The organism is Luteimonas huabeiensis HB2, assembly GCF_000559025.1.
Taxonomy (GTDB): Bacteria; Pseudomonadota; Gammaproteobacteria; order Xanthomonadales; family Xanthomonadaceae; genus Luteimonas; species Luteimonas huabeiensis.
Window position 1 is genome coordinate 72,149 of record NZ_JAAN01000015.1, and the last position, 23,184, is coordinate 95,332.

The following is a 23,184-nucleotide window of genomic DNA, read 5'->3' on the forward strand; positions in this document are numbered from 1 at the left end:
GCGAGCCGGAAGCGCCACGAAAAAGGGCGCCGGATCGGATCCGGCGCCCCGCGTACGTTCGGGCGGCGCGGACCGTCAGTCGTAATCGACCTCCAGCAGCCTGCCGGTCCGTGCCGAGTATTCGAACTCGACGATGCGGCCGTCGTCGCCGCGGATGTCGATGTCGTATTCGCCGTCGTCGTAGGACACGTCGATGACGCGCCCGGGATGGCGGCGCTGCGCGTCGGCGAGGATCGCATCGAGCGAGGCACGGTTGGCGCGGAAGCGCGGATCGGCCTGCGCGGCCGCGGCGGCATGGTGGCGGTCGTCGCCGGCGGCGGCGTCCTGGGCGAAGGCGGCGGGCAGGGCGGCGGCGAGGCCGGCGGCGGCGATCAGGCTGGCGATGGCGGTACGGTTCATGGCATGTCCTCTGTTTTCGGAGTGGGCCGGGTCGATCACCGGCTGGCGACCAGTCTCCGCAGCGCGCCTAACGGGGTTCTGATCGAGCCGTTCACGAAACCGTTAATCGGTCCGCCGACACTGGCGCCATGCGTCTTGCCCACTTCCCGCTCGCGTTGGCCGCGCTGCTGTTCGCCGCGCCGCTCGCCATGCCGTTGCGCGCCGACCCGCAGGGGCCGCGCGGCGGCGCCGACTATGCCCGCGACGGCGTGCGCAGCGGCGAGTTCGTGCGCCTGGAGCGCCTGCTGGCCGATGCCGAGCGGCGCTATCCCGGGCGCGTGATCGAAGTGGAACTCGACCAGGACGACGACGAGTACGAGATCGAGATCCTGATGGGCGACGGGCGCGTGGCGGAGCTGAAGTACGATGCGCGCTCCGGGCGCCTGCTCGAGGTCGAGATCGACGACTGATGCGCATCCTGCTGGCCGAGGACGACGCCGCGCTGGCGGCGAAGATCGCCGCGGCGCTGGATGCGGCGGGCTTCGCGGTCGATCGCGTCGGCGACGGCGCCGAGGCCGAGTTCCGCGGCCAGACCGAGGCCTACGACGCGGCGGTGCTCGACCTCGGGCTGCCGGGGCTGGACGGGATCTCGGTGCTGCACCGCTGGCGCGAGGCCGGGCAGTCGCTGCCGGTGCTGGTGCTGACCGCGCGCGGCCGCTGGCACGACAAGCTGGCGGGCTTCGATGCCGGCGCCGACGACTATCTCACCAAGCCGTTCCAGCTGGAGGAGCTGGTGCTGCGCCTGCACGCGCTGATCCGCCGCAGTGCCGGCCACGCCTCGCCGCGGCTGCGCTGCGGCGCGCTGGAGCTCGACGTCCACGCCGGCCGCTTCGCCCTCGACGGCGACCCGCTGGCGCTGACCGCGCAGGAGTACCGCATCCTCGCCTACCTGATGCACCACGCCGGGCGCGTGGTCAGCCGGGCGGAACTCGGCGAGCACGTCTACGACAACGGCTACGACCCCGATTCCAACGCGCTCGACGTGCTGGTCGGGCGCATCCGCCGCAAGCTGGGAGTGCCGCTGCTGCACACCGTGCGCGGGCAGGGCTTCAGGCTCGCGGAGATGCCGTGAGCGCGGCCCGCGCGCTGTCGCTGCGCTGGCGGCTGTGGCTGGCCGGCGTGGCGGGCGTGGCGGCTGTGGCGCTGGTCGCCGGCGGCCTGCTGGGCGCGCTGTTCGAACGTTCCGGCCAGCGCGCGCTCGACCGCCGGCTGGACGACGACTTCGCCACCCTTGCCGGGCTGATCGAGGCGCGCCCGGACGGCGGCTGGACGCTGGCGCGCGAGCCCGCCGACGAACGCTATGCGCGGGTGTTCTCGGGCTGGTACTGGCGGGTGGGCGAGGGCGCCGACAGCGTGCAGTCGCGCTCGCTGTGGGACGGCGAGCTCGCCCCCGGCGCGTCCCCGCCGGCCGGGCCCGCGCGCTGGCTGGACGCGCCGGGCCCGCGCGGGCAGCAACTGCGGGTGCGCGCGCAGTTGCTGCGGCTGCCGGGCGCGGCGTCGGCGGTGCCGGTGCTGGTCGCCGCCGACCGCGGCGACGTGATCGCCGAGACGCGCGAGTTCCGCCGCATCGCGATGCTGGTCTTCGCCGCCGCCGCCGCCGCGCTGCTGGCGCTGCTGGCCTGGCAGGTGGAGTGGGGGCTGCGGCCGCTGCGGCGCATGCGCGGCATCCTGGAGCGCGTGCGCAACGGCGACGACGTGCGCTTCGGCCAGGACCGCTGGCCGGCCGAGGCGGCGCCGCTGGCGCAGCAGATCGACGACCTGCTCGACGAGCATGCGCGGCGGGTGGCGCGCGCGCGCACCGCCGCGCAGGACCTCGCCCACGAGCTGAAGACGCCGCTGGCGGTACTGGCGGCGGAGAGCGAGCGGCCGGGGCCGGCGATCGCGGCGACGGTGGCCGAGCAGGTCGCGCGGATGCGGGTCGCGGTGGAGCGCCGGCTGGCCGGCGGCTTCGCCGCCGACGCGCGCCAGCGCACTGCGGTCGCGCCGGTGGTCGAGGCGTTGTGCCGGCTGTTTTCGGCGGCCCCGCACGCGCGCGTGGAACTGGCGCAGGAGATCGAGCCCGGGCTGGTCTTCGCCGGCGCGCGCGAGGACCTGGAGGAGATGCTCGGCAACCTGATCGACAACGCCGCCAAGTGGGCGCGCGAGCGGGTGCGGATCGTGGCCGCGCGCGAGGCCGACCGGCTGCGCCTGCGGGTGATCGACGACGGGCCGGGAATTCCCGAGCAGACCCTGGCCGCGGCGCTGCAGCGTGGCGTGCGCCTGGACGAGCGCGTGCCGGGCAGCGGGCTGGGGCTGGCGATCTCGGCGGCGCGCGCCGCCGATGCCCGCAGGGGCGCGTCCCGCGCTCAGGCCGGCGCCGCCGAGGGCCGCCGCAGGTCGAAGCGGTCCAGGTCCATCACCTTGGCCCAGGCGGCGACGAAGTCGCGCACGAACTTCTCCTGCGCATCGTCGCTGGCGTACACCTCGGCGAGCGCGCGCAGCACCGCGTTGGCGCCGAAGACCAGGTCGACGCGGGTCGCGGTCCACTTCGGCGCGCCGGTGCGGCGGTCGCGCCCGTCGAAGACCTCGCGCGCGTCCGAGCGCGGGGTCCACTCGATGCCCATGTCGAGCAGGTTGACGAAGAAGTCGTTGCCGAGCACGCCCGGGCGGTCGGTGAACACGCCGTGCGCGACACCGTCGTGGTTGGCGCCCAGCACCCGCAGGCCGCCGACCAGCACGGTCATCTCCGGCGCGGTCAGGGTTAGCAACTGCGCGCGGTCCACCAGCAGGTGCTCGGCCGGCACGGCGTAGCGACGCTTGAGGTAGTTGCAGAAGCCGTCGGCGACCGGCTCCAGCGGCGCGAACGATTCCACGTCGGTCTGATCCTGCGAGGCGTCGGTGCGGCCCGGCGCGAACGGCACCTCGATCGCGTGGCCGGCCTCGCGCGCGGCCTGCTCGATGCCGGCGGCGCCGGCCAGCACGATCAGGTCGGCGAGCGAGATGCGCTTGCCGCCGGCCTGCGCGCCGTCGAAACCGGCCTTGATGCCGTCCAGCGTCCGCAGCACCCGCGCCAGTTGCTCGGGCTGGTTGACCGCCCAGTCCTTCTGCGGCGCCAGCCGGATGCGCGCGCCGTTGGCGCCGCCGCGCTTGTCGGAGCCGCGGAAGGTCGAGGCCGACGCCCAGGCGGTGGCGACCAGTTCCGCCACCGTCAGCCCGGAGGCCAGGATCTCGCGCTTGAGCGCGGCCACGTCGGCGGCGTCCACCAGCGGGTGATCGACCTCGGGCACCGGGTCCTGCCAGATCAGGATGTCGTCGGGGACCTCGGGGCCCAGGTAGCGCGCGCGCGGGCCCATGTCGCGGTGGGTCAGCTTGAACCAGGCGCGGGCGAAGGCGTCGGCGAGCTGCTCGGGGTGTTCCAGGAAGCGCCGCGCGATCTTCTCGTAGGCGGGGTCGACGCGCAGCGCCAGGTCGGTGGTGAGCATCGTCGGCAGCCAGCGCTTGGTCCGGTCGTGCGCGTCGGGAATCGTCGCGTCCGCGTCCTTGGCCACCCACTGGTGGGCGCCGGCCGGGCTCCTGGTCAGTTCCCATTCGTGGCCGAACAGGTTCTGCAGGAAGAAATGGCTCCAGCGGGTGGGCGTCTGCGTCCAGGTCACCTCCAGGCCGCTGGTGATGGCGTGCGGGCCCTTGCCGGTGCCGAACGCGTTCGCCCAGCCCAGGCCCTGTTGCTCGAGTTCGGCCGCCTCGGGCTCGACGCCGACGTTGTCGGCCGGGCCGGCGCCGTGGGTCTTGCCGAAGCTGTGGCCGCCGACGATCAGCGCGACGGTCTCCTCGTCGTTCATCGCCATGCGCGCGAAGGTGTCGCGGATGTCCCTGGCGGCCAGCAGCGGGTCGGGGTTGCCGTCCGGGCCCTCGGGGTTCACGTAGATCAGGCCCATCTGCACCGCGGCCAGCGGGTTCTCCAGCTTGCGCGAGTGCACGTCGCCATCGGCGTCGTCGTCGGCGACCAGCACGCCCTCGTCGGCCGGCTTCTCCACGCCCTGCGAGCCGTGGGCGTAGCGCACGTCGCCGCCGAGCCAGGTGGTCTCGCGGCCCCAGTACACGTCCTGGTCGGGCTCCCAGGTATCGGCACGGCCGCCGGCGAAGCCGAAGGTCTTGAAGCCCATCGTCTCCAGCGCGACGTTGCCGGCGAGGATCATCAGGTCGGCCCAGGAGATGCGCTGCCCGTATTTGCGCTTGATCGGCCACAGCAGCCGCCGTGCCTTGTCGAGGTTGACGTTGTCGGGCCAGCTGTTGAGCGGGGCGAAGCGCTGCTGGCCGCGCCCGCCGCCGCCGCGTCCGTCGCCGATGCGATAGGTGCCGGCGCTGTGCCAGGCCATGCGGATGAAGAGCGGGCCGTAGTGGCCGAAGTCGGCCGGCCACCAGTCCTGCGAGTCGGTCATCAGCGCGGCCAGGTCGCGCTTCACCGCCGCCAGGTCGAGGCGGCCGAACGCCTCGGCGTAGTCGAAGCCGGCGTCCAGGGGATCGGACTTGGCCGAATGCTGGCTCAGCAGGTCGAGCCGCAACTGCTGCGGCCACCAGTCGCGATTGCCGGTACCGCCCCCGGCGGCCTGGTGGACGTCCTGGTGGAAGGGGCATTTCGATTCGATGGGCGTGGACATGGCGGACCTCGGCTGGGTGCGCGCCCGCGCGTCCGGTCCGGAACGGACCGAAGCCGGGCGGCGTCGGGTGGCAGGGGGCGACGGACGGCGCGCGCCGCGGCTACCGCGGCGGGGATCGCCGCGTCCGGCCAGCGCGTCGGGCCATGGGCTTGCCTGCACCGATGCAGGGCAGGGCGGGGAAGGGCTTGCGCATGGCGGGCGATCCGGCTGGCAGGTCGGTTCAGCCTAGGGAGCGGTGGGCGAGAAATGAAATCGATTGTTGGGAACGGATCCATAGGTCCGCGCTATGGGGTCGGCCGCCATCCCGCGACGTTCAGTGGCGGGCGCGTATACCGGAGTCCTTCGCATCGCCCATCGGAGGTCCCCATGCGCCGCGATCCCGCTCGTCTGCGTCGCGCGGCCTGGATGCTGCTGGCCGCCAGCGCGTCCACGCCGGTGCTGGCCCAGGTGCGAGCGCCCGAACCCACCCCGCGCCAGGCCGAACAGGCGCAATGGCGCGCTCCGCCCACGGTGGCGCCGGCGGTGCGCCCCGCGGTCGCCCAGGATCCGCAGGTGCGCCAGGCGCAGCAGCGCGTGGAGGCCCAACGCAATGCGGTGGAAGCGCAGCGGCGGCATGCCGATCGCCTGCGCGCGCTGCCTGCCGCCGCGACGCCCTCGACGCAGGACACGCTCTCGGTCCAGCGCGAGCAACAGGCCGCGCAGCGCCGGATGCAGGCGCTGCAGCGCGAGCGCGATGCCGCCCAGCAGGACGCCCGCGTGCGCGAGGCGCAGCGGCAGGCGCGGCCGCTCCCGCCGGCGCGCTGACGCCCGCGCCGACGGCTACGCCATCGCCTTGAGCCGGTAGAGCGCCTCGAGCGCCTGCCGGGGCGTGAGCTGGTCGGGATCGATCGCCGCCAGCGCGTCCTGCACCGCCGACGACGCGGCCGCGAACAGGCCGAACTGCTGCGGCGCGTCCAGCGCCGTCGGCGCCATCTCCGCGGCGTGGCTTTCGCCGCCGCGCCGTTCCAGCTCGGCCAGCCGCCGGCGCGCCTGCTGCAGCGTCGCCCTGGGCAGGCCCGCCAGCGCGGCGACCTGCAGGCCGAAGCTGCGGTTGGCCGCACCCTCGCGCACCGCGTGCATGAACACCAGCGCGTCGCCGTGCTCCACCGCGTCCAGGTGCACGTTGGCGATGCCGCTGCCCGGCTCGGCCAGGGCGGTCAGCTCGAAGTAGTGGGTGGCGAACAGGGTGTAGCTGCGGTTGTGCGCGGCCAGGTGCCGCGCGACGGCATCGGCCAGCGCCAGGCCGTCGTAGGTCGAGGTGCCGCGGCCGATCTCGTCCATCAGCACCAGCGAGTGCTCGGTGGCGTGGTGCAGGATGTAGCTGGTCTCGGCCATTTCCACCATGAAGGTGGACTGCCCGCGGGCCAGGTCGTCGCCGGCGCCGATGCGGGTGAGGATGCGGTCGATCGGGCCGATCGTCGCCCGCGATGCGGGCACGAAGCTGCCGATGTGCGCCAGCAGCACGATCAGCGCGTTCTGGCGCATGTAGGTGCTCTTGCCGCCCATGTTGGGGCCGGTGATGATCAGCATGCGCCGCTGCGGGTCGAGCATCAGGTCGTTGGGCTCGAACGGGTCCTCGCGCACCGCCTCCACCACCGGGTGGCGGCCGCGCTCGATGCGCAGGCAGGGCGCGGTCTCCAGCTCCGGGCGCGTCCAGTCCAGCGCCTGCGCACGCTCGGCGAAGCAGGCCAGCACGTCGAGTTCGGCCAGGGCCGCGGCGCAGCGCTTGAGCGGCTCCAGCTGCGCGTTCAGGGCGTCGAGGAGTTGCTCGTACAGCAGCCGCTCGCGCGCCAGCGCGCGCTCCCGCGCCGACAGCACCTTGTCCTCGAAGGCCTTGAGTTCCTCGGTGATGTAGCGCTCGGCGTTGGTCAGGGTCTGCCGGCGGGTGTAGTGGGTGGGCGCCTTGGCCGCCTGCGCCTTGCTGATCTCGATGTAGTAGCCGTGGACCCGGTTGTAGCCGAGCTTCAGGGTGGGAATGCCGCTGGCTTCGCGCTCGCGCGCTTCCAGATCGACCAGGAAGCCGTCGGCGTTGGCCGACAGCGCGCGCAGCTCGTCGAGCTCGGCATCGAATCCGTCGGCGAACACGCCGCCGTCGCGCGCCAGCACCGGCGGCTGCTCGACCAGGGCGCTGGCGAGCAGGTGCGCTTCGGCACCGTGCTCGCCCAGCCCCTGCGCCAGCGCCTGCAGCCGCGGGGAGTCCAAGGGCGCCAGCAGCGCGCGCAGGTCGGGCAGCAGGCCGAGGCCGTCGCGCAGGGTGGACAGGTCGCGCGGACGCGCCGAACGCAGCGCGATGCGCGACAGGATGCGCTCCAGGTCGCCCAGCGCGCGGAAGCGCTCGCGCACGTCGGCATCGGCGCCGCGATCGATCAGGGTCTGCACCGCGTGCAGGCGTTCGCCGAGCACGCCGCGATCGCGCAGCGGCCGGTGCAGCCAGCGCCGCAGCAGGCGCCCGCCCATCGGCGTCACCGTGGTGTCGAGCACGCCGAGCAGGGTGTGGCGCTGGTCGCCGTCGATGCGGGTGTCGAGCTCCAGGTGGCGGCGGGTGGCGGCGTTCATCGCGATCGCGCCGTCGCTGGTCTCCACCGCGATCGAAGTCAGGTGCGGCAGCCGCTGCTTCTGCGTCTCCTCGACGTAGCCCAGCAGCGCGCCCGCCGCGGCGATCGCCCGCGGCCGGCCTTCCAGCCCGAAGCCTTCCAGGTCGTGCAGGCCGAAGAAGCGCAGCAGGTGGCGGCGGCCGCTGTCGGCATCGAACAGCCAGGGCGCGCGGCGGCGCAGCCCGCGCCGCTCGGCGAGGAAGGCCGGCCAGCCATCCTCGTCGGGCACCAGCAGCTCGGCCGGATCCAGTCGCGCCAGCTCGGCCTCCAGCTGGTCGTCGTTGTCGACCTCGTTGACCAGGAAGCGGCCGCCCGCCAGGTCCGCCCAGGCCAGGCCATAGCCTTGCTTGCCGCGCGAGAGCGCCAGCAGCAGGGTGTCGCGGCGCTCGTCGAGCAGCGCCTCGTCGGTGACCGTGCCCGGCGTGACGATGCGCACCACCTTGCGCTCGACCAGGCCCTTGGCCTGCGCCGGGTCGCCGATCTGCTCGCAGATCGCCACCGACTCGCCCAGCGCCACCAGCCGCGCCAGGTAGCTCTCGGCGGAATGGTGCGGCACGCCTGCCATCGGGATCGGCGCGCCGCCCGAGCTGCCGCGCTGGGTGAGGGTGATGTCGAGCAGCCGCGCCGCCTTGCGCGCGTCGTCGTAGAACAGCTCGTAGAAGTCGCCCATGCGGAAGAACAGCAGGACGTCGGGGTGCTCCGCCTTGGCGGCGAAGAATTGCTTCATCAGCGGCGTATGCTCTGAGCTCCCCGCCACCGCAGCTATTTTGCTATTTTTTTCAATGGCTTGCGAGTTGTTGCGGACTGTCATGTAGCTCTCAGACGGCGATATAAGATCGGATTTCAAGGGTGCGAGCGGTCCATAGAGGGACCAGGGCCCAAGCAAAGGCAGTGTGGATTGTCTCGCATGGACCATCCACTGTCGCGCGGAGACATGTGGACCATGGCAAAGCTGGCTATCAAGTATTGAACCGCCCCGGGATTCCTGGAGGCTCCAACTCTTGGGAGGATGGAATCATGAGCAAGCCAGTGAAGTATTCCCCGGAAGTACGGGAGTGCGCGGTGCGGATGGTGCTGGAGCACCAGGACACGCACAGTTCGCAGTGGGCGGCGATCGAGTCGATCGCCGGGAAGATCGGTTGCACGGCCGAGACGCTGCGCAACTGGGTGCGGCGAGCCGAGCGTGACCAGGGGCTGCGGCCTGGGCTGACGACGGACGAGCGGTCGCGGATGACGGCGCTGGAGCGCGAGGTGCGGGAGCTGCGGCAGGCCAACGAGATCCTGCGCAAGGCATCGGCGTATTTCGCCCAGGCGGAGCTCGACCGCCGCTTCAAGCCATGACCGGGTTCGTGGCCGGGCAGCGCCACGCCTACGGAGTCGAGCCGATCTGCCGGGTGCTGGGGATCGCTCCGTCGACCTACTACAGCCATGCGGCCCGGGAGGCCGATCCCGAGGCCCGCCCGAACCGCTGGTGGCGGGATCGTGCGCTTGAAGAGGAGGTTCGCCCGGTGTGGGACGAGAACAAGCAGGTGTACGGGGCCAAGAAGGTCTGGAAGCAGTTGCTACGGGAAGGCTGGCCGGTGGCGCGTTGCACGGTGGAACGATTGATGCGCCGGCTGGGACTGCGTGGCGTGATCCGTGGCAAGCCGGTCAAGACCACGATCAGCGACAAGGCGCAGCCGTGTCCGCTGGACCGGGTGAACCGGCAGTTCCATGCCGAGCGACCGAACGCGCTGTGGGTGAGCGACTTCACCTACGTCTCGACCTGGCAGGGGATGGTGTACGTGGCGTTCGTGGTCGACGTGTACGCGCGCCGGATCGTCGGCTGGAAGGCGTCCAGTTCGATGACCACGGACTTCGTGCTCGATGCCCTGGAACAGGCGCTGCATGCCCGGCAGCGGGAGGGCGAACTGATCCACCACTCCGACAGGGGGTCGCAATACGTGAGCATCCGCTACAGCGAACGACTGGCCGAGGCCGGGTCGAACCGTCGGTGGGCAGCGTGGGCGACAGCTACGACAACGCGCTGGCCGAGACGATCAACGGGCTGTACAAGGCCGAAGTGATCCATCGCCGGTCATGGCGCAACCGCGAGCAGGTGGAACTGGCCACGCTGGACTGGGTGCACTGGTACAACCACAAGCGATTGCTGGGGCCGATCGGGCATGTCCCGCCAGCGGAAGCCGAAGCGGCTTACTATCGGCAACACACCGGTCAGGCCAGGGCGGCCTGACTCAAACCCAATGGCCTCCAAGAAAGTCGGGGCGGTTCACACATGCAAAACTGGCCGTAGGGAAGTCGAGGTTCGACCAGGGGGAGCAAATGTTCGATCGCATTGAGTCCATCACAGACGCGGCCGTCTGGCACGGCTATGACGGGCAAACCAGCGGCGCGCCGAACTTCAAACGGTACAACTTGTTATACGGCTGGAACGCGTCAGGCAAGACAACGCTGTCCCGCGTCTTTGGGCTTTTCCAGCGATCGTCGACGAGCAAGCTGCCGGCCGGCGCGCGAGTTCGCCTCCGAATAGGGGGAGAGGTCCTGGACAGCGGAAAAGACCAAGACCAAGACCGCGTTCGCATATGTGTATTCAATCGCGACTTCATTGACTCGAGCCTGCAGGCTGACTGTACGCAGGCGCCCGCGCTTTTCATCGTTGGCCAGGAGAACATTCGATTAAGCAACCGCATCGCATCGTTGACCCGACGACGAGACCGTGTCGCCACGATGTACCGTGCAGTTCAGAAGGCGGAACGCGATGCCAGTAGTGCTAGGGAGAGGGCAGCTACCGATTTGGCGCGAGAGTGCGCGACCATGTTGGGAGTTCGCGACTTTCGGTCTCCCAATCTCAAGACCCTCGCAGGCTCACTCGCTACGCCAGCGGAGAGCCTCTTGGCCGAAGCTGCGCTGCAAGAAGCTGTGGCGCAGGCCAGGGATCAAAGCCAGTTCTCTCGCATTGACACCCTGCCAGTCGTAGTCGGCTCCCCGCCTCTGGGAGACGACCTTGCCCGGCTTCTGGTCCAGACGCCGAAGCGATCCACGCTGAAGCGACTCGCGGAAAACCCGGCGCTGAGCGATTGGGTTCGCTCCGGCCTGCGTTTTCACGAGCACAGTTCGACATGCGCATTCTGCGGCAACGACGCGGCGAAAGCCCTGGAGGATTACTCGAAACATTTCTCCGACGAGTACCGCCGGCAGCATGCGGATATCACGGCAGCCTTGTCGAGCATGGAGCAGCCCAAGACTGTGCCGACCTACCCACATGAACTCCAGTGGGTTCCGGAGGTACGGGCGAAGGTTCAGGCAGCTAAGGAGCAGCTCGAATCGTGGGTAGCTGAGGAAAATCGGGCGCGTGCGAGCATGGCGGAGAAGTTGCGCGCGAAGCTCGCAGACATGGAAGCAGTCATCGTTCTGGAGCCGACCTCGGATCATAAAGGCGACCTAGCCGCTAGCCTGGCCCAGCTCAACGAGGCGAAGGAAGAGCACAACCGCGCCTGTGATGAACTGAGCGCTAGGCGGCGAGCAGCCGCGACCAAAGTGAAAGAGCACTTCGCCGCACGATACCTACTTGATCCCGGGGCATCTGAGGCCATAGAGACTCTACGCAGCGCTGCCGGCAAGCTGGAGCACGTAAAGGGGGTGGGGCAGAAGATTGCGACCCAAACCTCGCAGGCCAATGAGGAGCTTCAGCGAAGCTCGGCGGCCGTAAGTCAGATCAACGAACTCCTGCAGCGGCTCTTAGGGCCATGCATCTGCGTCGAGCAGACCCAAGACAAGCGCATTCAGTTCCTTCGAGAAGGACGCGCAGCAACGAACATGAGCGATGGTGAGCGGACCGCGATCTCGCTCGCCTACTTCCTAGTAAGCCTGGCACAGAACGGGCAGCGTATCGAAGACCTCGTTGTATTTGTGGACGACCCGATCTGCAGCCTGGATACGAATCACATCTACGAGGTAGCTCACCTGATCCTTTCCAGACTTAGGGCATGCCGGCAGCTATTCGTGTCAACACACAACTCAGAGTTCTTCAACACGATCAAGCAGGACTGGACAGAGCGAGGTGGGTTCAAGCCAGGGCACGCTGGCTATCTGGTCTGTCGTGATGGAGGCGGCCCGAGTCAGCTAAGAGATCTTCCGCGGCACTTAGTTCGGTTTCGGTCCGACTACCACCACGTCTTCTATTGCTTGAGAAGGGTGTTGGACAGCACCAGCGATGAGGTCGATGAGTACCTCCATTGTCCGAACCTACTTAGACGCCTGCTTGAGATGTATCTAGGCTTCAGAAAGCCGACATCCAAACCGTACCAAGCGAAGCTCGACATACTATTCGATGACGAAGTCGAGCGTGGCGCCGTAGCCAGGTACGTTGATGAGGGCTCACATAGTGCGTCGACGCTCCACCTGCTGGAGTTCTCCGATTTCCCTGCGATGTCCAAGGACATGGTAGAGCGCGTACTGCGTGCTATGGAACGGGTTGATCCTGATCACTACGCCGTCCTGATGGAGCAGACTGGCTAGCTGCCAAACTCCTAGTCCGCCGGACTGGTGCCGAAGCTCACTGGGTAGCTCCGAAAGAAGCTCCTCAGGCCGCATGTGAGCACGGCTCATTCCCTGGGCCACATAGTAGGCGTGATTGCGCTTCGTAGGCCCACGATCCAATGCGATCGAGATGAACTCGCTGCCGTTGTCGGTCTGGATACGTTTCGGCAGGTCACGCCGGTGGCGTAGCCGCTCCATCACCGTCACGACGTCCTCGCCCTTGAGCTGCTGGCCGACCTCGATCGCCAGGCTCTCCTTAGTGAAGTTATCCACGACCGTCAGGGCCCGGAGGCGACGACCATCGAACAGGGCATCGGCCACGAAGTCCATGCTCCAGACCTGGTTGGGCGCCGTCAGCACCGTGCGCTCCAGGCGATGCGCTGCGGCCTTGCGGCGGCGCGGCCGCTTGCGCCGCAGGTTGAGGCCGGCCTGATAGTAGAGCCGGTACACGCGTTTGTGGTTGGCCTTCCAGCCTTCCCGGCGCAGCAGCACGAAGATCCGCCGAAACCCATAGCGAACGCGAGCGGCGGCGATCTCCTCGATTCGCCGGAGCAGTGGCGCATCATCGTTCTCCCGGGGTTGGTAGTACCACGCCGAGCGGCTCTGCCTGACCACCTCGCAGGCACGGCGCACCCCAACGCGGTAACGGCTCAGGTATGGCGCAGCGAGCGCCCCTTCTTCATCGGAAAAGTCGGTCGGATACGGGTGTGGCGGCTTCAACCGGATACGATAGCCGCGTACGTCCGGAGTTCATAGCACGCTTTTGAGGGCTTTATCCATTTCATCGGAAAGTAAAGCCATTTTCGCCTGGGGCTTCATCTAGCCAAGTAATAGGTGCTCCCGTTTCTTTGCCTATAGCGAGAAGATCGGCATTGATTTTTTTCATTGCCAATTGCAATGCCTGCACAGAATCTATTCCAATCGCATAGCTTATCTTTTTTCTCTGTCCAATGTTTATGGAATACCAGCAGCGGTAATCTAATTCATCTGCTTCCGGCTTATCGATATTTACTGTAATAATAAAGTCGCCCGATTTGAGTGTTCTCTGTGCAATGGGTTCTTTTATTTCATGCATTTAAATCACCAAATGACGAGAGGGGGAAGGGGGCGTCCGGCTTTACATGCGCCATAACGTTCTTGAACACTTGCCCAGCATCTGGCTCTAGGGCCCGTGCCAGGAATAGTCGTCATTCTGCACATCTGCTCATCTTTTTGAGCTTGTTCTTCGCACTTGTCCTCATCCTCATCCGGACACATCGCTTGCCCGGCAAGGTTTCCCAGAGCCCCGCCGATCGCGGAGCCAAGCAGTCCCCCGCCGCTACTCCCCGCGACTGCACCTCCTCCGGCGCAGGCTAGTGCTCCCGGCCCCGTCGGAGAACAAACAAACCCTCCGCCGACACCACCAAGCGCACCACCGCCGTAGTAGCCGATGGCGCCGCCGCAAGCTGCGCCTCCGGCGGTATAAGCGGCCACGCATCCTTGGTCTTTACGTAACCCAAGAGAGTCAGTGAGTAGAAGCGGATTGGATTCAGCGTACGCGTAGGTGTTAATGCCGCCACTCAGGCCAATTGGATCGGATTGAGTGTAGCGGCCACTCCCGGCATCATAGCCATCTCTTAGGTAGTTGTAGTTGAGCCCGCTGGCGGCGTCGTAGCGTTGCCCGGGGAAGCGCAGGTCGAAAACGAACGCGGTGCCGTCGCCGTCCGGGTCGGGATTCGGCGGGCTGTTGCCGAAGGCTTCGCTGGCGAGGTCCCAGGTCCACACGGCGACGTTGCGCACCGGGTCGATCACGGCTCGTGGCGTGCCGAGGTGGTCGGGCTGGACGTAGTGCAGGCGGTTGGTGGCGTCCTGCGCCAGCAGGCCGACCGGCAGGTCGTCCAGCCAGATGGCCTGCTGCCGGGGCGTGCCGTCCGGGGCGTAGTCGCCCAGCCAGCGGCCGGCTTCGTCGTACAGGGTGATGATGTCGTCCGCGCCGAGGTGGCTGCGCACCCGCTCGCCCTTGCCGTTGTAGACGTAGTGCCGGCGGGTGGTGCCGCCCTGGTCTACCCGGGCGAGCCGGTTGGCGGCGCTGTAGGCGTAGCTGCGGCCGCTGCCGTCGGTGAGGGTGTTGCCCACCGCGTCGTAGGTTCTTGTCTGGGTCGCCACGGCGGCGAGCCGGTGGCTGTCGGCGGGGTAGGCGTAGGGCTGGGTGCCGGCGGCGTTGGCGAAGCTGGTGCGGTTGCCGGTGGCGTCGTAGCTGTAGCTTTCGATGGCGGTGTTGGCGGCGCCGTCGCGGAAGGCGGTCAGCCGGCCCAGGGCATCGTGGTCGAAGCGGGCCCGCGGCGGCTGGGCGAGGTCGGCGGTGTGCAGGGTCTGCAGTTGGCCGACCGGGTCGTAGCCGTAGCCCAGGTCGAGGCCGCCGCTGGCGGGGTCGTGGATGGCCTGCGGCCGGTAGTCGAGGTCGTGCTGGCGCAGCAGCGTGCGGCCGTTGCCGTAGGTCCAGCCGGTGGCCGGGCCGAAGGGGGCGTAGGTGGTGCCGGTCAGCAGCACCTCGCGGGTGCCGCCCGGGGCGGTCACGCCGATCTCGGTGACCCGGCCCTGGGCATCGCGGACGTAGTCGGCCACGGTGCCGTCCGGGTAGGCGGTCGCCTGTGCGTTGCCGCTCAGCGTGTAGGCGTAGCGCACCACGAACGTCTGCCCGTTGGTCACCTGCACCTTGCGCGCCACCTGGCCGAAACGGTCGTAGCAGTATTCGGTGCTGCCGCTGTCGTCCAGCACCGCGGCCAGGCGGCCGAGGGCGAAGGTTTCGTCCACGTCGCAGGCGACCGGCACCGTGTCGTACTGGTAGGCGACGTTCAGCGCGGGCGCGCCGGCGTAGACGATCGCGGTCAAGCGGTTGAGCGCGTCGTAGCTGTAGGTTGCTGCCTGGCCGCGCGCGTCGGTGTGGCCACTGCGGTTGCCGCCGCTGTCGTAGCTGTAGGCTGTCGTGCCCGTGTCCGGGCTGGCTAGCTCCAGGAGGTCGCCCAGGGCGTTGTAGACGTACCCGGTCGGCAGGCCCTTCGGGTCGGTCACCTGCACGATACGGTCGAGCGGGTCATAGGCCACCAACGTTTCCGCGGCGATGCCGCCGAGATCCTGCACGGTGCGCTTGAGGCGATTCAGCGCGTCGTACTCGTGAGCGGTGGTCCGGCTCAATGGATCGGTGACAGCGGTGATGTTCCCGTTGTCGTCCCTTACGTAGTCGGTCGGGTTGCTGGCTGCGTCTGCATCGGTGATCAGCCGTCCGAGCAGGTCGTAGACGCGGGAGAGCGAGCGCCGCAGCGTGCCGGTCGCGTCGCGCGTCTCCTCGGCGACGTGGTTACCGGCATCGTCCAGGGTATAGGCGATGTAGCCGCCGTCGTCGTCGGTGATGCGTACCAGCCGCTGCGCGGGGTCGTAGGTGAATTCGACGTGGGCGCCGTCGGGCTGGGTGATGCGCTTCGCCAGCCCGTTCGGCCAATACTCCGTCAGGGTGATGCGGTCGTCCGTCTCGGCGCCGTCGTTGGGGCCGCGGACCTTGACCGCCGTCAACCAGCCGCGCGGATGGTACTCGTAGTCGGTGACGACGCCGTTGGGGTCTACTGACGAAAGCAGCCGCCCGGCGGCGTCGTAGCGCAAGAACTCGGTGACCCGCCCGAGCGCGTCGGTGACCTTCCACAGATCGCCCCTGCGGTACTGGCACGTCGCCGGCGAAGCCGCGCAGCCGGCGTGGTGGGTCTGGTAGTAGGTGTAGGTGGTGACGTCGCTCACGTCGGTGCGTGGGCCATCCGTGCTGATCGGCAAGCCGATGATCGGGCATGCGCCCGCGCCGACGCCGGCGGATTCGCAGTAGGCGGTGGTGACGGTACGGCTTACCGAGGCCACGGGGTCGGTCGTGGTGCGGGTGAGGACTTGACCGCGCGCGTTATAGGTGGACGTTTCTCGCGCGATCAACGTGTTGGCGGCGTCGTAGACGCGGCGCTCGGTCGGCTCCCGGAAGGTGCCATGCCAATCGGTCTGCACGGTGCGCTTGGCGCCGGCGGTGTCGGTGGCCGCGTCCACGCGCTCGGTTTCCAGGCCGCGCGCGTTGTAGGTGTACTCGGTGACGTTGCCCTCGAAATCCGTTGCGCTGGCCGGGTAGCCGTTGGCGTCGTAGGTGCGGGCGGCGGCGGCATTGGCGCAGCTGTCGCACGGCTCGTCCAGCGAGGCCAGACGCGCCACGCGCTGGCTGACGATGAAGCCGTAGTTCCTGACCGCGCCGAGGGCGTCGGTGATGGTGGCGCTGCCGTCCCCGTTGAATTGCAGCTCGACGCGGGCGACGGTGCCGGTGGCATAGGGGCCGCGCACGCTGACCACGGCGCGCCGGTTGGCGTCGTAGGCCCAACTGGCGATGCGGTTGCCGCTTTCGTCGGTGACGCCGGTCAAGACGTGCGGCTGCGAGACGCCGCCGGTCTGGCCGGACTCGTTGTAGTGGTAGATGCGCGTGTCGGTGCCCGAAAGCGCATTGGGATAGCTCACGCCCACCAGATCGCCGTCGCTGTAGGCGAAGGTGATGACGGTGCCGGCGCTGTCGGTCAGCGAGGTCAGGAAGCCGCCGGTGTAGCCGAACGCCAGCCATCGGCCCTGCGGGTCGGTCACGCGCTGGACGTGAGGCGAGATGCCGGAGCCGACCGCGTAGCTCAGCGTCTGCGCATATCCCTGGGGCGTGGTGATGGCGGTCAGCCGGCCGAGCGAGTCGTAGCTCTCGACCGTATCGTCTGCGCGCCGGTAGGTCGCAGACACGAGCGCGCCGCCGGAGACTGTGGCGGTGAGCGTTTCCGGGACGTCGGCATCGCCGACCCAGGTGCTGCCGACGAGGGTGAAGGTCTGGATGGCACCGTTGGGTCGGTAGGCGCGGATGCGGGTGACGGCGCTGCCATTGAGCAATGGCACCAGTCTCGCCGCGTAGCTGTGCGTCCAGCCGACGCCGATGGGCTGGGCCTGGTTGTCGGGCACGCGATGGCTGTTGTAGGTGCGGACGAATTCCAGCGGAAACACGCCCGCGCCGCGATAGTCCTGCTCGCGTTGAACCTTGTTGCCGGTGGCGCTGGCGATGGGGTTGGATTGGTTGCCGCCGTCCGCAGGGCAACTGCCGTCGCCGTCGCACTTGGGGATGCCGCACTGCGCGGTTTCGGGATCGGCCAGACCGGCGAGCGCGCACGGCGGCGTGGGCCCGAACGGCCCATAGACCGGCGTATCCACGATTTCCACCGGCAGCCAAAGGCCGAATTGCTGCCGCTGCAACTGGCCGCGGCAGATGCGCTCGCCGCCCAGGTCGGGTCCCACATAGGGGGAAGAGATGCGATGGGGAAAAGTACTGGTCGCTCTGTAGCCATCGAGGCGGCGCTGCAACTCTCCAGCGATGCAGGCTTCTTCGCCGTTGGGATAGTGCGTCTGGCTATGGTCGAGGCGTGAGTCGAGCCAATAGGTTTCTGCGTAGGCCGGCGCAGCGGCCATCAGCAGCGCACAGGCGCCCCAGCGGGCCGCCCATAGAAGACGTTCCAGAAAGTACCGCATTGCCGTTCTCCTCCCTGAAGTAGGCAGGCGCGGCCAGAAGGAACGACCATGCTGCCATGCAAGTCGATTTCGCCTTCATCATCGAGGCCGCGCGAGATGCGATCCCCGATATGGCTGTTACTCCTGGCCGGTGCGAAATTCAATCGGTTTGCGACGAACGGTCGGCGCCCCATGCGATTTAGGCGCTTTTATCAGACAGTGACGGGGCGGGGAGCGGCGGGGTGGTGCGCCGCAGCAGGCCCTCGCCGGAATCGGTGTTAGTTTTCCGTTCGAGGCATGCGAAGCGCGCCGGATCGTGTCCCCCACGCCGATCCGGCCGCCGCCAGGGGAGGGGTTTCCCCGGGGCGCGCATTCGCGGCCCGTCGCGGCCGGCGGGGTCGATGCGCCGGTCCATTTCCTAATGGTTCGGGGGACGCCATGCATTCCGATTTTCCGCAACGCAGGTTGTTGGCCGCCGCCGTGGTGGCCGCGCTGGTTTCGTCGATCCACGTCGCGCCCGTGCGGGCGCAGGAGGCTCCGCCGGCCGAGCAGGCCCGGCGCGACGAGCCGGCCACGCTGTCGACGCTGGTGGTGACCGCGCAGAAGCGCGAGGAGGCGCTGCAGGACGTGCCGATCGTCATCAACGTGCTGCCCGAGCAACTGCTGCAGGACACCGGCGTGCGCGACATCAAGGACCTGCAGGTGCTGGTGCCGGGCCTGACCGTGACCAGCACGCAGTCGGCGGCGCAGACGGTGGCGCGCATCCGCGGCATCGGCACCGTCGGCGACAACCCGGGCCTGGAGTCGTCGGTCGGCGTGGTGATCGACGGGGTGTACCGGGCGCGCAACAGCGTCGGCTTCGGCGATCTCGGCGAACTGGAGCGGATCGAGGTGCTGAAGGGGCCGCAGGGCACCGTGTTCGGCAAGAACACGTCGGCCGGCGTCATCAACGTCGTCACCCGCCGGCCCAGCTACACGCAGGCGGTGGAGGGCGAGGTGACGGTGGGCAACTACGGGCTGGTGGGCGTGTCCGGTGCGTACAACGACGCGCTGGGCGAGAACGCGGCCTTCCGCATCTACGCCACCAAGCGCAAGCGCGACGGCGTGGACGACGTGGTCACCGCGGGCGGCCCGCGCCGCGAGGACGACGACGGCGACCAGAACTACCACGCGCTGCGCGGCCAGCTGCTGCTGGAGCCGAGCGAGACCCTGAGCGTCAATTTCATCGCCGACTACAGCAGCCGCGAGGAGCACTGCTGCGTCTCGGTCACCACCCACCGCGGCCCGACCGCGGCGATCATCGACGCGCTGACGCCGGGCGGGCAGGGCATCATCCCGGTGCCGGACCTCGACCGGCGCCTGGCCTACGCCAACCGCACCACCGAGCAGGACCTGAAGGACAAGGGCATCTCGGCGGAGGTCAACTGGACCACGCCCTGGGCCAACGACGCGGTGCTGACCTCGATCACCGCCTTCCGCGACTGGCAGGCGATCACCAGCATCGACTTCGACTACAGCGGCGCGGACATCATGTACCGCCCGCCGGACGAGGACGCCTCGCTGGCCGCGTTCGAGACCTTCAGCCAGGAGTTCCGGCTGACCGGGGCCACCGACCGGCTCGACTGGATGGTCGGCCTGTTCTATTCCGACGAGGACCTGCGCCGCCACGATGCCTACTACATGGGCGCGGCCTACGAGCCGTACCTGTCGAGCCTGGTCGGCAGCCAGGTGCTGGGCGCGATGGCCGCGCAGCTCGCGCCGCTGGGCCTGACGGTGAACACCGCCAACCCGGCGACGTTCCTGTCGCAGGTCAGCGGGCGGCCGTTCGGCAGCAACTACACCGGCGTAGGCGCGCTCGACCGCTACGGCCAGAGCGCGCGCAGCGCGGCGATCTTCACCAACAACACCTTCCACGTCACCGACGCGTTCGACATCACCCTGGGCCTGCGCTACACCCGCGAGAAGAAGACGCTCGATTCCGACTTCTCCAATCCCAACGGCAGCCTGGCCTGCGCGGCGACCCTGGCCGATCCGGCCGCGCGCGTGGGCGGCGCGCTCGCGCAGCGCATCAACGGCTTCGCCGGCCTGCCGCCGGCGCTGCAGCAGCAACTGCTGGGCCAACTGGTGCCGGCGATCGCGCCGCAGGTGGCCGGCTTCATGTGCCTGCCCTGGGCCAACGTCGCCCACGACGGCCGCAACACCCGCCAGGAGCGCACCGAGCGCGAGTGGTCGGGCACGCTGAAGCTCGCCTACGACTGGTCCGACGACGTGATGACCTACGTCTCCGCCGCGCGCGGCTACAAGGCCGGCGGCTTCAACCTCGATCGCGTGCAGTCCTCCAACGGCCTGTCCAGCGGCGTCGGCGGGATCGTGCCGGTGGACGACACCTCGTTCCCAGGCGAGTTCGTCGACAGCTACGAACTCGGCCTGAAGACCACCTGGGCCGAGGGCAACCTGCTGTTCAACGCCGCGCTGTTCTACCAGGACTACGAGGACTTCCAGCTCAACAGCTTCCTCGGCACCGCCTTCGTGGTCCGCTCGATCCCCAAGGTGACCTCCAGGGGCATCGACGCCGAGGTGCTGTGGCAGCCGGGCATCCGCGGGCTGATGGTGCAGGGCGGGCTGACCTACGCCGAGACCGAGTACGGCGACGATCCGCTGCCCGACCCGGAGCTGGTGCTGCTGCCCGGCAACCAGATGAGCTTCGCGCCGAAGTGGTCTGGCAACGCCTCGGTGACCTACGACTGGGACATCGGCTCGAACCTGATGGGCCGCTTCAACATCGGCGCCAAGTACATGTCCGAGTACAACACCGGCTCCGATCTCGACCCGCAGAAGCTGCAGGAGGCCTACACCCTGCTCAACGCGCGCATCGGCATCGGCCGCCAGGACCAGCGCTGGATGCTGGAGTTCTGGGGCCAGAACCTGACCGACGAGACCTACAAGCAGGTCGGCATCGACGCGCCGATCCAGGCCGGCTCGTGGAACGCGTTCCTCGGCGCGCCGCGCACCTACGGCATGACCCTGCGGCTGCGCTACTAGCGCCGGCCGTCCCGGCGGCGCGCGTCGCCCATGCGCGCCGCCGGGGCGCCTCGCCGCGCCCGGGGACGACTTGCGGCGGCCGATCGGCGACACTGTGCCGGTTCCCCACAGGCACCGCACCGTCATGTCCCTTCCCGACGACGCCGCGCTCGAACGGCTCGCCGAGGCCACCGGCCGCCGGCTGCTGGCCGCGCGCGACACCCTGGTGACCGCCGAGAGCTGCACCGGCGGCTGGATCGCCAAGGTCATGACCGACATTGCCGGCTCCTCGGCCTGGTTCGACTGCGGCATGGCGGTCTACAGCTACGAGGCCAAGCAGGCCCTGCTGGGCGTGAGCCCGCTGACCCTGGAGGCGGAGGGCGCGGTGAGCCGCGAGACCGCGCTGGAGATGGTCTCCGGCGCGCTGGTGCGCTCGGGCGCGAGCGTGGCGGTGGCGGTCACCGGCATCGCCGGGCCCGGCGGCGGCACGCCCGGCAAGCCGGTCGGCACGGTCTGGATCGCCTGGAAGCGCCGCGGCGGCTATCCGCGCGCGGAACTGTTCCGCTTCGAGGGCGACCGCGACGCGGTGCGGCGGCAGACCGTCGAGGCGGCGTTGCGCGGCCTGGAGGACCTGTGATGCGCCCTGGCGCGCGCGCGACCGGGGGCGCCGGGTGATGTGGGAGACCCTGGGCACCGTCCGCGACCTCGGCCGGTTGCAGGAAATCGCCTCGGTCCTGATCCGCTACGGCTTCGGCGACCTGGTCCGGCGCATCGGCCTGTCCGGCGCGCTGGAACGCGCCGGGCGCCTGCTGCACTGGCAGCACGCCGAGGAACTGCTGCGCATGACGCCGCCGGCGCGCCTGCGCCACGCGCTGCAGGACCTCGGGCCGACCTTCGTCAAGCTCGGGCAGGTGCTGGCCACGCGCATCGACCTGCTGCCGGCGGAGTGGATCCGCGAGCTGGGCGAGCTGCAGAACGCGGTGCCGGCGCTGCCGTTCGAGGCGATCCGCGACCAGCTCGCCGCCGATCTCGGCGCGGACCCGGAGGTGGTGTTCGCGCGCCTGGAGCGACGCCCGCTCGCCGCCGCCTCGCTGGCGCAGGCCCATCGCGCCTGGCTCGCCGACGGCAGCCCGGTGGTGCTGAAGGTGCGGCGGCCGGGCATCCGCGAGGTGGTCGAGGCCGACCTGCGGCTGCTGGCGCGGCTGGCCGAGATCGTCGAGGCGCAGGCGCCCGACCTGCGGCGCTACCGGCCCACCGGCATCGTGCAGCAGTTCGCCGCCTCGCTGCGCGCCGAACTCGACTTCGCCGGCGAGTGCCGCAACGCCCAGCGCATCGCCGCCAACTTCGCCGGCCACCCGGGCATCGCGATCCCGGAGGTGTACTGGCAGTGGACCTCCGAGCGCCTCAACGTGCAGGCGTTCATGGATGGCATTGCCGGGCGCGACTTCGCCGCGCTCGACGAGGCCGGGCTGGACCGCCACGAGCTGGCGCGAACAGGCGCCGGCATCGTGCTGAAGATGGTGCTCGAGGACGGTTTCTTCCACGCCGATCCGCACCCCGGCAACATCTTCTACCTGCCGGACGGCCGCATCGGCGTCATCGATTTCGGCATGGTCGGGCGCATCTCCGAGCAGCGCCGGCTGCAGGTGGCGCAACTGCTGCACGGCCTGGTCGACCAGGACGCCGAGGCGGTGACCGACATCCTGCTGGAGTGGACCGAGGGCGGGGCCGACGTGGACGAGGGCCGCCTGCAGGCCGACGTGGGCGCGTTCACCGATCAGTACCGCGGCGTGCCGCTGAAGCAATTGCGCATGGGCGCGATGCTGGCCGACGTCGCCGCGCTGCTGCGCCGGCACGGCCTGACCCTGCCGCCCGATCTGGCGCTCATGATCAAGGCCTTCCTGACCCTGGAGGGGCTGGGCCGCCAGCTCGATCCGGATTTCGACATGGCCACCGAGGCGCGGCCCTTCGTGCAGCGCGCGATGCTGCAGCGCTATTCGCCGCTGCTGCTGGCCCGGCGCACCCGGCGCACCGTGTCGGGGACGATCGACCTGCTGGGCGACCTGCCGCGCGACCTGCGCCGCCTGCTGCAGGCCGCCCGCCACGGGCGGCTGCGCGGGCAGATCGAGGTTACCTCGCTCAAGGCCTTCGGCGACCAGCTCAACAGCGCCGCCAACCGCCTCACCATCGGCGTCGTCACCGCCGCGCTGATCATCGGCTCATCGATCGTGATGAACAGCGTCGGCGGCGGCATCGCCAACCGCTGGCTGATGGCGATGGGCGTGCTCGGCTTCGTCGGCGCCGCGCTGACCGGGATCTGGATCGTGCTGTCGATCTGGCGCAGCCGGAAGCATTGACCCGCCTGCGGGTTAGTAGTAATACTA

Annotated in this window: 12 protein-coding genes, 3 pseudogenes and 1 other annotated feature; of the genes and pseudogenes, 9 read left to right on the plus strand and 6 right to left on the minus strand. The window is 69.2% G+C overall.

The features are described 5' to 3' along the window. Nucleotides 1-75 precede the first annotated feature (75 nt). Complete coding sequence (locus Z164_RS21315) at nucleotides 76-399, minus strand: PepSY domain-containing protein (RefSeq protein ID WP_024889906.1); 324 nt, start codon at nucleotides 397-399, stop codon at nucleotides 76-78. A 128-nt stretch (nucleotides 400-527) separates the two neighbouring features. Between Z164_RS21315 and Z164_RS0106465 the strand changes: the two genes are divergently transcribed. From Z164_RS0106465 to Z164_RS23530, 3 genes and pseudogenes are all read left to right on the plus strand, one after another. Further along, the gene (locus Z164_RS0106465; RefSeq protein WP_043689470.1) at nucleotides 528-848 is read left to right on the plus strand and encodes a PepSY domain-containing protein; all 321 of its coding nucleotides are present in this window, start codon (nucleotides 528-530) and stop codon (nucleotides 846-848) included. Further along, complete coding sequence (locus Z164_RS0106470; protein ID WP_024889908.1) at nucleotides 848-1,510, plus strand: response regulator transcription factor; 663 nt, start codon at nucleotides 848-850, stop codon at nucleotides 1,508-1,510. Before Z164_RS0106465 ends, Z164_RS0106470 begins: the two co-directional genes overlap by 1 nt. 839 nt (nucleotides 1,511-2,349) lie before the next feature. Then, nucleotides 2,350-2,751, plus strand: a pseudogene (locus Z164_RS23530) (ATP-binding protein); the annotation flags it as partial. Nucleotides 2,752-2,783: 32 nt separating this feature from the next. Here Z164_RS23530 and katG read toward each other — a convergent pair. Then, nucleotides 2,784-5,075, minus strand: coding sequence for a catalase/peroxidase HPI (katG, locus tag Z164_RS0106480; RefSeq protein ID WP_024889910.1), 2,292 nt, complete (start codon nucleotides 5,073-5,075; stop codon nucleotides 2,784-2,786). Between the two features lie 366 nt (nucleotides 5,076-5,441). Between katG and Z164_RS0106485 the strand changes: the two genes are divergently transcribed. Beyond that, complete coding sequence (locus tag Z164_RS0106485; RefSeq protein ID WP_024889911.1) at nucleotides 5,442-5,879, plus strand: hypothetical protein; 438 nt, start codon at nucleotides 5,442-5,444, stop codon at nucleotides 5,877-5,879. 15 nt (nucleotides 5,880-5,894) lie between these two features. Here the strand turns inward: Z164_RS0106485 and mutS are convergent, their stop codons facing one another. Further along, a complete protein-coding gene (gene mutS, locus Z164_RS0106490; protein ID WP_024889912.1) occupies nucleotides 5,895-8,435 on the minus strand; it encodes a DNA mismatch repair protein MutS in 2,541 nt (846 codons plus the stop codon). Between the two features lie 290 nt (nucleotides 8,436-8,725). Here mutS and Z164_RS20125 point away from each other — a divergent pair. Both Z164_RS20125 and Z164_RS23250 read left to right on the plus strand, forming a co-directional pair. Beyond that, nucleotides 8,726-9,941, plus strand: a pseudogene (locus Z164_RS20125) (IS3 family transposase). Continuing rightward, nucleotides 9,004-9,120, plus strand: a sequence feature (AL1L pseudoknot). (Overlaps the previous pseudogene by 117 nt.) Before the next feature lie 89 nt (nucleotides 9,942-10,030). Continuing rightward, nucleotides 10,031-12,226 carry an AAA family ATPase gene (locus tag Z164_RS23250; RefSeq protein ID WP_081770099.1) on the plus strand — a complete coding sequence of 732 codons (2,196 nt, stop codon included), beginning with the start codon at nucleotides 10,031-10,033 and terminating at the stop codon, nucleotides 12,224-12,226. Between the two features lie 70 nt (nucleotides 12,227-12,296). Here Z164_RS23250 and Z164_RS23255 read toward each other — a convergent pair. The 3 genes and pseudogenes from Z164_RS23255 to Z164_RS20135 form a co-directional block, all read right to left on the minus strand. Continuing rightward, nucleotides 12,297-12,919: pseudogene (locus Z164_RS23255) on the minus strand (DDE-type integrase/transposase/recombinase); the annotation flags it as partial. Between the two features lie 109 nt (nucleotides 12,920-13,028). Continuing rightward, entirely contained in the window at nucleotides 13,029-13,322 is a 294-nt protein-coding gene (locus tag Z164_RS22355; protein WP_152540873.1) for a DUF6968 family protein, read from the minus strand. Nucleotides 13,323-13,327: 5 nt separating this feature from the next. Next, a complete protein-coding gene (locus Z164_RS20135) occupies nucleotides 13,328-17,800 on the minus strand; it encodes an RHS repeat-associated core domain-containing protein (RefSeq protein WP_081770101.1) in 4,473 nt (1,490 codons plus the stop codon). A gap of 417 nt (nucleotides 17,801-18,217) precedes the next feature. On the opposite strand from Z164_RS20135, the gene Z164_RS0106515 reads away from it, so the two are divergent. From Z164_RS0106515 to ubiB, 3 genes are all read left to right on the plus strand, one after another. After that, the gene (locus Z164_RS0106515; protein ID WP_024889916.1) at nucleotides 18,218-20,821 is read left to right on the plus strand and encodes a TonB-dependent receptor; all 2,604 of its coding nucleotides are present in this window, start codon (nucleotides 18,218-18,220) and stop codon (nucleotides 20,819-20,821) included. A gap of 124 nt (nucleotides 20,822-20,945) precedes the next feature. After that, nucleotides 20,946-21,437: a CinA family protein gene (locus tag Z164_RS0106520; protein ID WP_024889917.1), complete on the plus strand. Its 492-nt coding sequence runs from the start codon at nucleotides 20,946-20,948 to the stop codon at nucleotides 21,435-21,437. Between the two features lie 37 nt (nucleotides 21,438-21,474). Beyond that, a complete protein-coding gene (gene ubiB / locus Z164_RS0106525) occupies nucleotides 21,475-23,157 on the plus strand; it encodes a 2-polyprenylphenol 6-hydroxylase (protein WP_024889918.1) in 1,683 nt (560 codons plus the stop codon). Nucleotides 23,158-23,184 lie beyond the last annotated feature (27 nt).

Bases quoted from the DNA above. Each gene is read 5' to 3' on its own strand.
- Z164_RS0106515 (WP_024889916.1), top strand. From the start codon at position 18,218: ATGCATTCCGATTTTCCGCAACGCAGGTTGTTGGCCGCCGCCGTGGTG.
- ubiB (WP_024889918.1), top strand. From the start codon at position 21,475: ATGTGGGAGACCCTGGGCACCGTCCGCGACCTCGGCCGGTTGCAGGAA.
- Z164_RS0106520 (WP_024889917.1), top strand. From the start codon at position 20,946: ATGTCCCTTCCCGACGACGCCGCGCTCGAACGGCTCGCCGAGGCCACC.
- Z164_RS21315 (WP_024889906.1), bottom strand. From the start codon at position 399: ATGAACCGTACCGCCATCGCCAGCCTGATCGCCGCCGCCGGCCTCGCC.
- Z164_RS20135 (WP_081770101.1), bottom strand. From the start codon at position 17,800: ATGCGGTACTTTCTGGAACGTCTTCTATGGGCGGCCCGCTGGGGCGCC.
- mutS (WP_024889912.1), bottom strand. From the start codon at position 8,435: ATGAAGCAATTCTTCGCCGCCAAGGCGGAGCACCCCGACGTCCTGCTG.
- Z164_RS0106470 (WP_024889908.1), top strand. From the start codon at position 848: ATGCGCATCCTGCTGGCCGAGGACGACGCCGCGCTGGCGGCGAAGATC.
- Z164_RS22355 (WP_152540873.1), bottom strand. From the start codon at position 13,322: ATGCATGAAATAAAAGAACCCATTGCACAGAGAACACTCAAATCGGGC.
- Z164_RS23250 (WP_081770099.1), top strand. From the start codon at position 10,031: ATGTTCGATCGCATTGAGTCCATCACAGACGCGGCCGTCTGGCACGGC.
- Z164_RS0106465 (WP_043689470.1), top strand. From the start codon at position 528: ATGCGTCTTGCCCACTTCCCGCTCGCGTTGGCCGCGCTGCTGTTCGCC.
- katG (WP_024889910.1), bottom strand. From the start codon at position 5,075: ATGTCCACGCCCATCGAATCGAAATGCCCCTTCCACCAGGACGTCCAC.
- Z164_RS0106485 (WP_024889911.1), top strand. From the start codon at position 5,442: ATGCGCCGCGATCCCGCTCGTCTGCGTCGCGCGGCCTGGATGCTGCTG.